This window comes from Rhodospirillales bacterium (genome assembly GCA_016710335.1).
In the GTDB taxonomy this organism is placed as follows: Bacteria; Pseudomonadota; Alphaproteobacteria; order Rhodospirillales; family Defluviicoccaceae; genus JADJXQ01.
Map to the genome: position 1 here is coordinate 143562 of JADJXQ010000005.1, position 14754 is coordinate 158315.

Consider the following 14754-nt stretch of genomic DNA (forward strand, 5'->3'; position numbering starts at 1 on the left):
ACACTTCGAAAATCCACCAGGCGTGTTCTCCCGATGAAGGCTGCAGTCATCGTCTTTCCCGGCTCCAACTGCGACCGGGACGCCGCCGTGGCCCTGGAGCGGATCAGCGGGTCGCCGCCGTTGATGCTGTGGCACAAGGACACGGTGGTGCCGCGGCTCGACCTCATCGTCGTTCCTGGCGGGTTCTCTTTCGGCGACTACTTGCGCGCCGGCGCCATGGCGGCGCGCTCACCGATCATGCGCGGCGTGGCGGAGCAGGCGCGGGCGGGAACGCCGGTGCTCGGCATCTGCAACGGCTTCCAGGTGCTGTGCGAGGCGGGGCTACTGCCGGGGGTGCTGATGCACAACGCCGGCATCAGGTTCGTCTGCCGCGAGGTGCACTTGCGCGTCGACAACAACCTAACTTTGTTCACGAGGCGCTACGCCGCGGGTGACGTTCTGCGCGTGCCCATCGCCCACAACGAAGGCAACTTCTTCGCGGACGACGCTACCGTTCACGAACTGGAAGGGGAGGGACGGGTGGTGTTCCGCTACTGCCGACCAGACGGTATGCTTGACGATGACGCCAATCCCAATGGGTCGGTGGCCGCCATTGCCGGCATTATAAACAAGCAGGGCAACGTGCTCGGCATGATGCCGCATCCGGAACGGGCGTGGGAGCCGCGGCTCGGCGGCACCGACGGCCGCGCCTTGTTCGAGAGCGTGGTGACGGCACTCGCATGAACGACGCCTCCCCGCCCGTCACCGCCGATGTGGTCGCCCAACACGGGCTGTCAGCGGATGAGTACCGGCGCATCCTCGACATCCTCGGCCGAGCCCCCAACTTGACCGAACTCGGCGTGTTCTCGGTGATGTGGAGCGAGCACTGCTCCTACAAGTCGTCACGGCGATGGCTGAAGACGCTGCCGACCACCGCGCCGTGGGTGATGTGTGGCCCGGGCGAGAACGCCGGCGTGGTCGACATCGGCGACGGCCAGGCGGTGATCTTCAAGATGGAGAGCCACAACCACCCCTCCTTCATCGAGCCCTACCAGGGCGCGGCGACCGGGGTCGGCGGCATCCTGCGCGACGTCTTCACCATGGGCGCGCGGCCGATCGCCAACCTCAACGCGCTGCGCTTCGGCGATCCCGACCACCCCAAGACCCGGCACCTGGTCGCCGGCGTCGTCGCCGGCATCGGCGGCTACGGCAACTGCGTCGGCGTGCCGACGGTCGGCGGCGAATGCACCTTCCACCCCGCCTACAACGGCAACATCCTGGTCAACGCCATGGCGGTCGGGATCGCGGATACCGACCGCATCTTTTACTCTGCCGCCGCGGTGGTCGGCAACCCGGTGGTCTACGTCGGCGCCAAGACCGGCCGCGACGGCATCCACGGCGCGACCATGGCCTCGGCCGAGTTCAGCGCCGACAGGCGAGGAGAAGCGCCCGACCGTGCAGGTCGGCGATCCGTTCACCGAGAAGCTGCTGATCGAGGCCTGCCTCGAGCTGATGGCGACCGACTGCATCATCGCCATCCAGGACATGGGCGCCGCCGGCCTCACGTCGTCGTCGTTCGAGATGGCGGGCAAGGGCGGCGTCGGGATCGAGCTGGATCTGGACCTCGTGCCGATGCGCGAGACCGGCATGACCGCGTACGAGATGATGCTGTCCGAGAGCCAGGAGCGGATGCTGATGATCCTCAAGCCGGGGCGCGAACCGGAGGCCGAAGCGATCTTCCGCAAGTGGGACCTGGATTTCGCCATTGTCGGCCGCACCACCGACTCCGGCCGTATGGTGGTCCGCCGGCATGCCGCCGTCGTCGCCGACCTGCCCATCGACCCGCTCGCCAAGTCTGCGCCGGTATATGAGCGCCCGTGGGCAGAGACGCCGTCACCGCAGCCGTTCGACCCGTCGACGCTGCCGCGTCGCGACGATCCGATCGCTGCGCTGAAGCGCCTGCTCGCCTGCCCCGACCTCGCCAGCAAGCGCTGGATCTGGGAACAGTACGACCACATGGTGATGGGCGACACGGTCCAGCGCCCGGGAGGCGACGCCGCCGTCATCCGCGTCCACGGCGCTGCCAAGGGCCTCGCGCTCGCCACCGACTGCACGCCGCGATACTGCTACGCCGATCCGGTGGAGGGAGGCAAGCAGGCCGTGGCGGAGTGCTGGCGGAACCTGACCGCGGTCGGCGCGCTGCCGCTCGCGATCACCGACAACATGAACTTCGGCAATCCCGAGCGGCCGGAGATCATGGGCCAGTTCGTCGGCTGCATCGAGGGCATGCGCGAGGCCTGCCGGGCGCTCGACTTCCCCGTCGTCTCCGGCAACGTCTCGCTCTACAACGAGACCAACGGCGTCGGCATCCCGCCGACGCCGGCAATCGGCGGCGTGGGCCTGATCCGCGATCTCGATCGCACTGCGTCGCTCGCCATCAAGACCGGCGGCGCCAAGCTGCTGCTCGTCGGTGACGCCGCGGGCGCGGGATGGCTGGGCCAATCCCTCTATCTCCGTGAGATCGAGGAGCGGGAAGAAGGGGCGCCTCCGCCGGTCGACCTGGAGCAGGAGCGGCGCACCGGCGATTTCGTCCGTGGTCTGATAGGCGGGCGGGTCGGCGCGTGCCACGACCTATCCGACGGCGGCTTGCTGGTGGCGGTGGCCGAGATGGCGCTCTCCGGCGGGATTGGCGCCGCCATGGAAATGGATGACGTCCAGGAGCCGTGGCACGGGTGGCTGTTCGGCGAGGGCCAGGGGCGCTACGTGATCGCCGTGGCCGAAGATGCGGTCAATGCGGTGGCGGTTCAAGCGGGCGCGGCCGGGGTGGCGGTGCGGCTTATCGGCACGACCGGCGGCGAGATGTTGACCCTTGCGGGCGGCCACGCCATATCCCTCCAGAGCCTTCGCGTCGCGCACGAGAGATGGCTTCCGAACTACGCGGCGGGCGTCGGGGCGAGATCCACAACGGGCGGGACCGGTTAGTGTCATGGCCATGGAGGCATCACAGATCGAGCGGCTGATCCGGGAGGCGATCCCGGATGCGGAAGTCACCATCGAGGACCTGCGCGGCGACGGCGACCACTATGCGGCGCTGGTGGTTTCGGCGGCGTTTGCGGGCAAGTCGCGGGTGCAGCAGCACCAGATGGTCTACCGCGCCCTGCAGGGCCGCATGGGCGGCGAATTGCACGCGCTCGCGCTCCAGACCGGCGTGCCGGCGCCTTGACGTAAAGACTTGCGAGATGCGCCGCACTTGATGCACAGGCGCACGATGAACGACAGATGAAAGCGAGGCATAGATCATGGTTGAAAACCCGGTGTTCGAGCGCATTCGACAGGAAGTTTCGAGCAATCCCGTGGTGCTGTTCATGAAGGGCACGCCGATGTTCCCACAGTGCGGGTTCTCGGCGGCGGTGGTGCAGGCTCTCAGCCAGTTAGAGGTCAAGTTCAAGGGCATCGACGTGCTAACCGACCCGTCGCTGCGCGAGGGAATCAAGCAGTTCAGCAACTGGCCGACCATCCCGCAGCTTTACGTCAACGGCGAATTCATCGGCGGCTGCGACATTGTCCGCGAGATGTACGATACCGGCGAACTGCAGCAACTGCTCGAACCGGTCCGCGCGCAATGATTGCAGCGAGCGTCTAAAGTCACTTCCTCAACGGGCTGACCGGGGCGCCGATGAAGGCCGCTGATGTGGCCGGTCGCGCATGTTGCGACGGAAGGTCGCTGGACAGACCCGACGGAGCCTGACCGCTGACCCCGGCGCCGCGGCCGGGTATACTGGCCGGATGACAACATCCCCCCGACCCGCCGCCGCACCGCCCGTCCGGCTGCCGGAAGCGCCCGCGCTCGCGGTGGGATTGACCGCGGCGGTGTGGCTGGAGCCAACCGGCGAAGTGGCCACCATCGACGCGCGGGAGGCGGTGGCGCGCATCGGCCGCGGCAGCCGGCCGTTCGTGTGCCATGCCAAGGCGGTCGCCCGGCGCCTGAACACCACGCCGTTCCCTGCCCTCGATGTCCTTGAGCTGTATGCTTTCGTGCGTCCGGGGCGGTTCTGCATCCCGTCGCTGCGCGGACTTGCAAAGGCGCTGTTGCTGACGCCTCCGGAGACGCTGGAGGGCGAGGCGGAAGCGCTGTTTGCCGTCGCCCGCGCGCTGCTCGCCGAACTTCGCGCGTCGCCCGGCGACCACGCCGGCAACCTCGCCTGGGTCATGGCGCGGGGCGGCTGGCCATGGGGTGCGCCGGTGATGGGCGCCGTCGGCGCCCGCGAGCCGCAGTCGGCGGACGAGCCGACCGCCGGGCTCCGCGTCTGGACCCGCCTCAAGGACTGGGAGGAAACGGCGCCGCGGGCGCAGCCGGAAGCCTGGCCGGTGGAGCCGGTGGAGGCGCGGGCGCGCCTCGTGCAAGTGCTTGGCGCCGACGCCGAGCACCGTCCGCAACAGATGCAATACGCGTCCGAGGTCGTCGCAGCCTTCGCGCCCCGCGACCGGGCCGGGGAGCCGCACGTGGTGCTGGCGGAAGCCGGGACGGGCGTCGGCAAGACGCTGGGGTATATCGCCCCGGCCAGCGTCTGGACCCGCAAGAACCGCGGCGCGGTCTGGATCAGCACCTACACCCGCAACCTGCAGCGCCAGATCGACCAGGAACTGGATCGGCTGTATACGGACCTCGGCCGGAAGAGCCGCCGCGTGGTGGTGCGCAAAGGCCGGGAGAACATGTTCTGCCTCCTCAACATGGACGAGGCGGTGGCGTCGTTGCCGACGCGCGGTAGCGGCGCCGCCGTCGCCCTCGGTCTGGTGGCGCGGTGGGCGAGCGCGACGCGCGACGGCGACATGATCGGCGGAGACTTCCCCGGCTGGCTTGCCGACCTGCTTGGCCCGACCCTGACCGTCGACCTGACGGACACCCGCGGCGAATGCATCTATGGGGCCTGCCGGCACTACAGGAAGTGCTTCGTGGAACGCGCCATTCGTCGCGCCCGCCGCGCCGAGATCGTCGTCGCCAACCACGCCCTGGTCATGGTCCAGGCGGCGCTCGGCGGCCCGGAGGACGCCAGCCTCGCCACCCGTTATGTGTTCGACGAAGGCCACCACCTGTTTGAAGCCGCCGACTCTGCGTTTTCCGCTCACCTTACCGGGCGGGATACGGCAGATCTGCGCCGATGGCTGATCGGCGCGGAGGAGCGGAGGTGGTCGCGGAGCCGCGGCCTCCGCGAGCGTCTCGCCGACCTGCTCAGCGCGCAACTTGCCGATGACGATGCGGCGGCGTCGGCCGTCGAGGATGCAAGACAGGCGGCGCGCACCTTGCCCGGCCCCGGCTGGCGGCGGCGGCTGGCCGAAGGCGCGCCGATCGGCGCGACGGAATCCCTGCTGTCGCTGGTTCGCCATCAGGTGCTCGCGCGCTCCGCCGAGTCTCGCGGAACGGATCCCGGCTACGCGCTGGAGTGCGACCTGAGGCCGCCGGTCGGTGGACTGGTCGAGGCGGCGGGGCGACTCGAGGGCCAACTGGCGCGTCTCGCGGAGCCGCTGACCGTGCTGGTGCGGAGCCTCGCGACGCTGCTCGATGCCAAGGCCGAAACACTGGATACGGCCGCGCGCCAGCGCGTCGAGGCGGCGATGCGCTCCATCGAGCGGCGGGCGCTGGGACAAGTCGCCGCATGGCGCTCGATGCTCCGCGCCGTCGACGGCGAGACCCCGCCCGAGTTCGTGGACTGGCTCGGCATCGACCGCGCCTTCGGCACTCTGATGGATGCCGGCCTGCACCGCCACTGGCGCGATCCCATGCGCCCATTCATCGCCACCATGAGCGAGGTGGCGCACGGCATGCTGATCACGTCAGCCACTTTACGAGATAATGCCGCCTTCAACGGGGGCGCCGGCGACGCCGCGACGGACTGGGCCGCCGCCGAGGCGCGCACCGGCGCCCGTCACCTCGGCCGCCCGGCAGCGCGCTCGGAGGTGCCGTCCCCGTTCGACTACGCCACCAGCACTCGCATCGTGGTGGTTACGGACGTCAACCGTGATGACGAGGCGCAGGTGGCCGCGGCGTATAGGGAGCTGTTCCTTGCCGCCGGCGGCGGCGCGTTGGGTGTGTTCACTGCCATCGGCCGCCTGCGCGCGACTTGGCGGCAGATCGCCCAGCCTCTCGACCAAGCCGGACTCAAGCTGTTGGCGCAGCACGTCGACGCGCTCGATACCGGCACTCTGATCGACATCTTCCGCGCCGAGCCGGACACCTGCCTCCTCGGAACGGATGCGGTGCGCGACGGCATCGACGTGCCGGGGCAGGCGCTCCGCCTGATCGTGTTCGACAGGGTGCCGTGGCCACGGCCGGACATCCTGCACCGCGCCCGCCGCGAGGTCTTCGGCGGCCGCGCCTACGACGAGATGCTGACGCGCCTCAAGCTCAAGCAGGCCTACGGTCGCCTGATCCGCCGCGCCGACGACCGCGGCGTGTTCGTCATGCTGGATCGCGCCCTGCCGTCCCGCCTCTGCGGCGCCTTCCCCGAGGGCGTCCCGGTCCAACGCGCGGGACTCGCCGACACCATCGGGTTGATCCGGTGCTTTTTCGGCGGAGTGCGGACAGGCGAGGCGTAAGCCGCCGCTTGCGGCGCTGAACGGAACCGGCTGCTGCTAGTGTTCCGTGGCGCGGCGCAGCACGGTGATGACCTCGTCGAGCATTTGGCGCTGGCGCTCCGTGATGGCTTCGCTGGTTTCCACCTTGAACAGGCGGAGCTTGATCAACGCATCATCGAGGGTCGCCGCCGGCGTCGCGCAGATCTGATCCTCCACCCTGAGAATTTGATCGAACACGTTGTCGGCCTCTCGTCCACATCCGTTGGCGGCCAACTTCTGTACCCTGAGGTGCAAACTGACGAGTTCCGAATACAGCTCGGCAAGCATAATTCCGCCCTCCCGTTCGAAGTCTGCACGAAGGCAACGGAGCTTTTCCGGTTCGCGATCGTCATGCCGTGCTTATGGGGCGATGTTACGCCCCGCCGCCTTGGCGGTAAATCCGTAATGATCCGTAACATGGCGTGAAGCGGGCGGCGGCGCCGCGAACAGACACCGCTCGCAACTCCCGGGTCGCGCATAATCCGCGCCATCGTTTTTCTTCTTGTTCATCTGTTTTCCCTGTCTCCTGTTGTCGCGGCAGCGACGGCTCAGCTGCCGTCCCAGCGCTCGATAAGGTCATGTTCTATGCCGATCTGGTCCATGGCTCGGCCGACTGAGTGGCGGACAAGGTCATCGATAGTCTCGGGTTTCTGATAATAGGCCGGCAGCGGCGGCATGATGATGGCGCCCATTTCGCAAGCTGCGATCATCAGCCGGAGGTGGCCGAGGTGCAACGGCGTTTCCCGGACCATCAGCACCAGCGGCCGGCGCTCCTTGAGCATGACGTCGGCGGCGCGAATGATGAGATTGTGGTTATTGCTGGTGGCGATCCCGGACAACGTCTTGATCGAACACGGTGCGATGATCATGCCGAGCGAGCGGAACGAGCCGCTCGCCACCGCCGCCGACAAATCCTTGACGCTGTATGTGACATCGGCCAGCGCCTTGACGTCGCCGAAGCTGAGGTGGCTTTCGATCGCCAGCGTCTGGATGCCCATCTCGCTGACGATGAGGTGGCGCGGAATGCCGAGCCGCTGCAGCGCCTTCAACAGCTCGAGCCCATAGACGACGCCCGTGGCTCCGGTGATCGCCACGACCAGTGGCAACGTCATATCAGGCCTCCGCTGTGGGTGACCCCCGCAACATGGAGGTTCCGCAAGACACTGGCAAGCGCGCGCCGGCGCAGTGCCAACGGCGCTTCTTGCGGCGGCGTGTCCGCTAAGGTTGTATGCTTGCACGAGAGGTGACCATCTCAGCGACGCAAAGGCCAGCAAACATGACCCTGATCGGCGACATCCCACAGCCGCATCCGCTCCGCGCCATCGTCCAGGTCGCGACGCGCGCCGACGAGACCCTGACGGTGCAGGCGCTGCTCGCCGAGGCCGATTTGGGCGGCCCCATGCGGGAGCGCATCACGGTGCGTGCCGCCGCTTTTGTCGAGCGCATGCGATCCGAGGCGGCCAGTCGCGGCGGGCTCGACGCGTTCATGCGCGAGTACGACCTCTCCAGCGAGGAAGGGGTGCTGCTGATGTGCCTGGCGGAGGCGCTGCTGCGTGTCCCCGATGCCGAGACGGCCGACCGTCTGATCGCCGACAAGATCGGCGACGCGCACTGGCAAAAGCACCTCGGGCACAGCCAGTCGCTGTTCGTCAACGCCTCGACGTGGGCGCTGATGCTGACCGGGCGCGTCGTGCGTCTCGAGGAGTCCCAGGTGCGCGACGCCTGGTCTTTCCTCCGGCGCATGGTGGCGCGGAGCGGCGAGCCGGTGATCCGCCAGGCGATGATCCGGGCGATGCGCATCATGGGGCGCCAGTTCGTGATGGGCCGCACCATCAGCGAGGCGCTGGAGCGCGCCCGTGGCGATGAGGCCCGCGGCTATCTGCACTCCTACGACATGCTCGGCGAGGCGGCGCTGACCGCGGCCGACGCGGAGCGCTATTACGGGTCCTATCGGGACGCCATCGCTGCGGTCGGCCGCGCCAGCGCCGGCCGCGGGCCCATCGACGGTCCCGGCATCTCCATCAAGCTGTCGGCGCTCCATCCCCGCTTCGAGTACGCCCAGCGCGAGCGGCTGATGGCAGAACTGGCGCCGCGGGTGCGGGATCTTGCGCGCCGCGCCAGGGAGGCCGGCATCGGCCTCTGCGTCGACACCGAGGAAGCGGACCGTCTCGATGTCACCCTCGACGTCTTCGAAGCGGTGTTCACCGATCCGGCTCTCAGCGGCTGGGAAGGCTTTGGGCTCGCCATCCAGGCCTATCAGAAGCGGACGGCGCCCCTGATCTCCTGGCTTGCCGACCTCGCCCGCGCGCAGCGGCGGCGTATGTCGGTCCGCCTCGTCAAGGGCGCCTATTGGGACACAGAGATCAAGGCCGCCCAGGAACAGGGGCTCGACGGCTACCCAGTGTTCACCCGCAAGGTCAACACCGACGTCTCCTACATCGTCTGCGCACGCCGCATTCTCGCCGCCCCGGACGCGTTCTACCCGCAGTTCGCGACACACAACGCCCACACGCTGGCCACCGTTCTGGAACTCGCCGGCGACCGCGGCGATTTCGAGTGCCAGCGCCTGCACGGCATGGGCGAGGACCTGTTCGACCAGATCGTCCGCCAGCGCGGCCAGACCGGGAAGGTGACCGGGAATGACGGGGGTGTGCGCTGCCGCATCTACGCCCCGGTCGGCAGTCATGAGGACCTGCTCGCCTATCTGGTGCGCCGCTTGTTGGAGAACGGCGCCAACTCATCATTCGTCAACCGCCTTGCCGACGAACGCCTGCCGATCGAAGCCATCGTCGCCGATCCGGCGGTCGAGGCGGACCGTCTCCGGGTCAAGACCCATCCCCGCATCCCGAAGCCCCGCGATCTGTTTCTGCCGGAACGCCTCGTCGCCCGTGGCGTGGACCTGGCGGATCCCGCTGACCTGCGCTCGCTGTCGCGCTCTCTCGACGCCGTGGAAGGACCGTGGCGGGCGACGCCGGTTGTTGGCGGAACCGACAGCGGCGGCCGGCCGGCGCGGCCGGTCACGGATCCGGCCGACCGACGGCGCGTCGTCGGCGAGGTGGTCGAGGCCGTCCCGGGCTCGGTCGAGAGGGCGATCGAGATCGCTGCCGCGGCGGCGCCGGGATGGAACGGCACGCCGGCGGCAGAGCGCGCCGCGTGCCTGGAGCGGGCGGCGACGCTTCTGGAAGACGCCATGTCGGAACTGATGATGCTGGCGGTGCGTGAAGCCGGGAAGACGCTTCCCGACGCGTTGGCCGAGGTGCGCGAGGCGGTCGACTTCCTCCGCTACTACGCCGCCCGCGCCCGCGCCGACTTCGCGGAGCCGCTGGTCCTGCCGGGACCGACGGGCGAAAGCAATCACCTCGCTCTCCACGGCCGCGGCGTGTTTGCCTGCATCAGCCCGTGGAACTTCCCGCTGGCGATCTTCTGCGGCCAAGTGTCCGCGGCGCTGGCGGCCGGCAACGCGGTGGTCGCCAAACCGGCCGAACAGACACCGCTGATCGCCGCCCGCGCCGTCGCTTTCTTGCACGAGGCCGGCATCCCCGCCGAGGTTCTTCACCTGGTCCCCGGCGACGGCGCCATTGGCGCGGCGCTGGTTGAGGACGGTCGGATCAACGGCGTCGCCTTCACCGGTTCGGTCGAGACGGCGCACGCCATCAACCGCAGCCTCGCCCGCCGCGACGGGCCGATCGTCCCGTTAATCGCCGAGACCGGCGGCCAGAACGCGATGCTGGTGGACTCGACGGCGCTGCCGGAGCAAGTGGTGACGGATGCCGTCACCTCGGCATTCCGTTCGGCCGGCCAGCGCTGTTCGGCGTTGCGCGTGTTGTTCGTGCAGCGCGACATCGCACCCAGGATCATGGCGATGCTGGCGGGGGCGATGGCGGAGCTGCGTGTCGGTGATCCCGGCCGGCTCGCCACCGATGTCGGGCCGGTGATCGACGACGACGCCCTGCAAGCCCTCGCCGGCCATGCGCAACGGATGGGTCGGGAAGGACGCCTGATCAACCTGACGCCGCTCACCGACGACTGTGGGCACGGGAGCTTCTTCGCGCCCAGGGCCTATGAAATCGACCGCATCGATCGCCTGGAGCGAGAAGTGTTCGGACCGATCCTGCACGTCATACCGTACGCCGCCAGCCACTTGGACCAGGTCCTGGACGCGATCAACGGCACGGGCTACGGCCTGACGCTCGGCATCCACACACGGGTGGACGACTTCGCGGACACCGTGCACCGGCACCTCAGGGTCGGCAACACCTACGTCAACTGCAAGATGATCGGCGCGGTGGTGGGCGTGCAGCCGTTCGGCGGCGAGGGGTTGTCGGGTACGGGTCCCAAGGCCGGCGGTCCCCGTTATCTGCACCGCTTCGCCTGCGAGCGGACCTTGACCGTCAACACCGCCGCCACCGGCGGCAACGCCGTCCTGCTGTCGCTGGGCGACGACGACGGGTGACGAGCGAGGCGGAAAGACCCGCACCCGTCGGCCGGCGCGCTTCATGGGCCTCGGCAACCGCCATATTCCCGCCTTAGTTGTCGCACCGACTTGCTTCAGTCCGTTATTGGTGTGCTTTCTATGCCACAACCCCATCGGAATTGCCTTCCCAAGTGCGACTGTAGCTTTCGGGCAACGCCGAGAGCACGTGGAATTTATCCGTCAGGATCAGAAGGTTATGCTAGAAGCCGCACGTACGACCACGATGCGGCAGCGGCGGGAGCGGGAGCGTCACCCGAAAACTAGATTGACTTCAATGGGCGATGCGCGCATTTGGCAGGGAACGGTCGAGGCGCCCCACGCACCTCGACCGTCCGTTTCCACCAACGACAAACTGCCCAAGAACGACAAGCTGCACTGTCAAAGGAGTGTCGAAATTGGCTAACTCTATGTATCCCACCGCTACCGATGCTGTCGATACGGTATTTTACCCAGTCGTGCCGGATTCTTTCATGCGCCGCGACCCGGGGAAGGTGTCGATGGTTCCTGTTAACCGCCTTCACGACTCCCGTGAGTGGCCTGAGGAAGTGGACCGCCCCCTCGTGTCCCACGGAGACCGCTGGAGCTTCTAGTGGGTGTGTTTCACTAAGTCTATGATCTGTTGGTTCAATTCAGCCGACGGTCGAGATCGATCCGTCAGCATCGAACCACAGGTGCACTGACCCATTCGCACGTTTCATTCGGATGGGTGAGTTGAGCGCTGCAGACAGACGATTGCGTGCAGCGACCATGAATTCTCCGATCGCACCGCTGCACTAACTACAGAGCCGGGGCGCCCCCGCGCCCCGGCACCTTTCCCTTTCAAGATTGCCTCCGCTCTCCCCCTCGTTCATGGGATGCGCTAGATTGTGCGCTGCAGCATGGGCATGGAGGGGACGTCGACCGATGAGCGTTCGCAATCTGGACTATCTGCTGAAACCAACATCCGTCGCCCTAATCGGCGCCAGCAAGGAGCCGCGGTCGATCGGCGCCGTTCTCGCCCGCAACCTTTTCAACTTCGGCTTCGACGGCCCGATCATGCCGGTCAACCCGAATCATCGGGCCATCGAGGGCGTGCTCACCTACGCTGATGCGGCCGACCTGCCGGAAAAACCGGATCTGGTGGTCATAGCCACGCCGCCGCCGACGGTGCCGGGGCTGATCGCCGAGTTTGCGGAGCGTGGCGCGCGGGCGGCCATTGTCATCACTGCCGGGTTCGGAGAGGGTGGCGACGACAAGGGTCGGGAACTGCGCCAAGCCATGTTGGACGCGGCGCGGCCCCACACTCTGCGCATCCTTGGGCCGAACTGCCTCGGGCTCATCGTCCCCGGCGTCGGCCTCAACGCCAGCTTCGCCCATACCGGCCCCGCGGCCGGTCATCTGGCGTTCGTCGCTCAGTCCGGCGCCATGGTCACAACGGTGCTGGACTGGGCGGCATCGCGCAACATCGGCTTTTCCCACTTCGTCTCGCTCGGCGACATGGCCGACGTCGATTTCGGCGACATGCTGGACCACTTGGCCAGCGAGCCCGAAACGCGGGGAATACTCCTTTACATCGAGTCGGTCACCTACGCCCGCAAGTTCATGTCGGCGGCCCGCGCCGCGGCGCGCATCAAGCCGGTGATCGTCATCAAGGCCGGCCGCAGCGACGCCGGCGCCCGCGCCGCGTCGTCGCATACCGGCGCGCTGGCGGGCCTCGACGCGGTCTACGACGCCGCGTTCCGCCGCGCCGGCATGCTCAGGGTCGACGATATCGGAGGCCTGTTCGGGGCCATCGAAACCCTTGCCATGGGCGGCCGGGCCAAAGGCGATCGCCTCGGCATCCTCAGCAACGGCGGCGGCGTGGCGGTGATGGCCACCGATGCTTTGGCCGACCACGGCGGACGCCTCGCCGAGTTGTCCGCGGACACAATTGCCGCGCTTGGCAACGTGTTGCCGCCGACCTGGTCGCGCACCAATCCCGTCGACATCATCGGGGACGCGCCCCCGAGCCGCTACGCCAAGGCGCTTGAGATCGTGCTCAAGGATCCCGGCGCGGACGCCGTGCTGGTGCTCAACTGCCCGCTCGCGATCGCCTCATCGACCGAGGCGGCGCAGGCGGTCATCGACACCGTCGCCGACAGCAGAGCGTGCGTGCTGACCAGCTGGCTCGGCGAGAACGCGGCGCACGAAGCGCGGCGCCGCTTCGCCGAAAACCGTATCCCCAGCTACTACACGCCGGAGCGGGCGGTGCGCGCCTTCATGGATATGGTCAAGTATCAGCGCAACCAGGAGACGCTGATGGAGACGCCGGCGTCGGTGCCGGAGGAGTTCGAGACCGACAGCGGCGCGGTGCGCGCCATCATCGACGCGGCGCTCGCCGAGGATCGCGGCTGGCTCACCGAACTCGAGGCCAAGGCGGTGTTGGCGGCTTACGCCATTCCCGTGGTCGAGACCAGGATCGCCGCAGATCCCCGTGCCGCCGCCGAGGCTGCCGCCGAGTTCGGCGGCCCGGTCGTGCTGAAAATCCTGTCCACCGACATCACCCACAAATCCGATTGGGGCGGCGTCGCCCTCGATCTGCGGTCATCCCAGGCGGTTCGTGATGCTGCGGAGGACATGCTGCGGAGAATCGGCGACAAGTCCACGAGCGCCCGCATCGCCGGCTTTACGGTTCAGCCGATGGTGTCGCGGTCGGGCGCTTATGAGTTGATCATCGGCATGATCGAAGACCGGCAGTTCGGCCCGGTGATTTTGTTCGGGCATGGCGGAACGGCGACGGAGATCATCGGCGACACCGCTCTCGCGCTGCCGCCCCTCAACATGCGTCTCGCTCGCGACCTCATCGCCGCGACCCGCGTCTATGACATGCTCAAGGGGTTTCGCGGACGTCCGGGCGCGGATCTGCAGGAAATCGCGCTCACCTTGATTAAGGTCTCGCAGCTGATCATCGACTTCGGGGAAATCGCCGAGCTCGACGTCAACCCGCTCCTCGCCGACGCGTCCGGCGTCGTCGGTTTGGATGCGCGGGTGCGGGTGCGGCGCGCAGACGGGCCGGCAGCGGCGCGGCTGGCCATCCGTCCCTATCCCAAGACCCTCGAAGAGGTCATTTCCGTTGCCGACGGTCGCACCCTGTTGCTGCGGCCAGTGCGGCCGGAAGACGAACCGGCGTTTCACGAGCTGTTCGCGCGCATGTCGCCGGAGGATATCCGGATGCGGTTCTTCGCGTCGAAACGGGTTTTGTCGCACGCCACCGCGGCGCGCATGACCCAGATCGACTACGACCGCGAGATGGCGCTGGTGCTGGCCGAACCCGGGACGCCGGGCCAAGTCGCCGTCTATGGCGTCGTCCACATCACCGCCGATCCCGATGGCGAGAAGGCCGAATACGCGATCATGGTGCGAAGCGACATGGTGGGGCGGGGGCTCGGTCCGCTGTTGATGCAGCGCATCATCGACTATGCCCGCTCACGTGGCATAAAGGAGATCTTCGGCGACGTTCTGCGCCAGAACAAGCCGATGCTGCGGGTGTGCGACCGCTTCAACTTCTCGAGCCACCGCCACCCCGACGATCCCAGCGTCATCGACGTCCGACTCAAGCTGGACGACGCGGCCAACGACGTTACGTGAGATCTTGGCCTGAATAGCGCGCCCGCCATGACGGATGCCGCACCAGGAGGCGGGATCTCTCTCATCCCATGTGATGCATCGGA

The 14754-nt window shown here is 67.7% G+C and carries 8 protein-coding genes and 1 pseudogene; 7 read left to right on the top strand and 2 right to left on the bottom strand.

Translation table 11 applies throughout. The features are described 5' to 3' along the window. Positions 1-33: 33 nt before the first annotated feature. From purQ to IPM60_10435, 5 genes and pseudogenes are all read left to right on the top strand, one after another. Entirely contained in the window at positions 34-723 is a 690-nt protein-coding gene (gene purQ / locus IPM60_10415; GenBank protein MBK8908296.1) for a phosphoribosylformylglycinamidine synthase subunit PurQ, read from the top strand. Continuing rightward, positions 720-2961, top strand: a pseudogene (purL, locus tag IPM60_10420) (phosphoribosylformylglycinamidine synthase subunit PurL). The gene purQ and the pseudogene purL overlap by 4 nt, the downstream one beginning before the upstream one ends. 4 nt (positions 2962-2965) lie before the next feature. Then, positions 2966-3202, top strand: a complete 237-nt coding sequence (locus tag IPM60_10425; GenBank protein ID MBK8908297.1) for a BolA family transcriptional regulator — start codon at positions 2966-2968, stop codon at positions 3200-3202. A gap of 76 nt (positions 3203-3278) precedes the next feature. Beyond that, positions 3279-3605: a Grx4 family monothiol glutaredoxin gene (gene grxD / locus IPM60_10430; protein ID MBK8908298.1), complete on the top strand. Its 327-nt coding sequence runs from the start codon at positions 3279-3281 to the stop codon at positions 3603-3605. 160 nt (positions 3606-3765) lie between these two features. Next, positions 3766-6573, top strand: coding sequence for an ATP-dependent DNA helicase (locus IPM60_10435; GenBank protein MBK8908299.1), 2808 nt, complete (start codon positions 3766-3768; stop codon positions 6571-6573). Between the two features lie 36 nt (positions 6574-6609). Here IPM60_10435 and IPM60_10440 read toward each other — a convergent pair whose 3' ends face one another. Next, on the bottom strand, positions 6610-6879 hold the full coding sequence (locus IPM60_10440; GenBank protein MBK8908300.1) for a hypothetical protein: 270 nt from the start codon (positions 6877-6879) through the stop codon (positions 6610-6612). Positions 6880-7139: 260 nt separating this feature from the next. Next, complete coding sequence (locus tag IPM60_10445) at positions 7140-7703, bottom strand: UbiX family flavin prenyltransferase (GenBank protein MBK8908301.1); 564 nt, start codon at positions 7701-7703, stop codon at positions 7140-7142. A gap of 164 nt (positions 7704-7867) precedes the next feature. Here IPM60_10445 and putA point away from each other — a divergent pair, with 164 nt between their 5' ends. Together putA and IPM60_10455 are read left to right on the top strand one after the other, a co-directional pair. Then, positions 7868-11044, top strand: coding sequence for a bifunctional proline dehydrogenase/L-glutamate gamma-semialdehyde dehydrogenase PutA (gene putA, locus IPM60_10450; GenBank protein ID MBK8908302.1), 3177 nt, complete (start codon positions 7868-7870; stop codon positions 11042-11044). Between the two features lie 924 nt (positions 11045-11968). Next, positions 11969-14671, top strand: coding sequence for a bifunctional acetate--CoA ligase family protein/GNAT family N-acetyltransferase (locus IPM60_10455; protein ID MBK8908303.1), 2703 nt, complete (start codon positions 11969-11971; stop codon positions 14669-14671). The last annotated feature ends 83 nt before the right edge of the window (positions 14672-14754 follow it).

Excerpts from the sequence above, each read along its gene's own strand:
- purQ (MBK8908296.1), top strand. The coding sequence starts at position 34 with ATGAAGGCTGCAGTCATCGTCTTTCCCGGCTCCAACTGCGACCGGGAC.
- IPM60_10425 (MBK8908297.1), top strand. The coding sequence starts at position 2,966 with ATGGCCATGGAGGCATCACAGATCGAGCGGCTGATCCGGGAGGCGATC.
- grxD (MBK8908298.1), top strand. The coding sequence starts at position 3,279 with ATGGTTGAAAACCCGGTGTTCGAGCGCATTCGACAGGAAGTTTCGAGC.
- IPM60_10435 (MBK8908299.1), top strand. The coding sequence starts at position 3,766 with ATGACAACATCCCCCCGACCCGCCGCCGCACCGCCCGTCCGGCTGCCG.
- IPM60_10440 (MBK8908300.1), bottom strand. The coding sequence starts at position 6,879 with ATGCTTGCCGAGCTGTATTCGGAACTCGTCAGTTTGCACCTCAGGGTA.
- IPM60_10445 (MBK8908301.1), bottom strand. The coding sequence starts at position 7,703 with ATGACGTTGCCACTGGTCGTGGCGATCACCGGAGCCACGGGCGTCGTC.
- putA (MBK8908302.1), top strand. The coding sequence starts at position 7,868 with ATGACCCTGATCGGCGACATCCCACAGCCGCATCCGCTCCGCGCCATC.
- IPM60_10455 (MBK8908303.1), top strand. The coding sequence starts at position 11,969 with ATGAGCGTTCGCAATCTGGACTATCTGCTGAAACCAACATCCGTCGCC.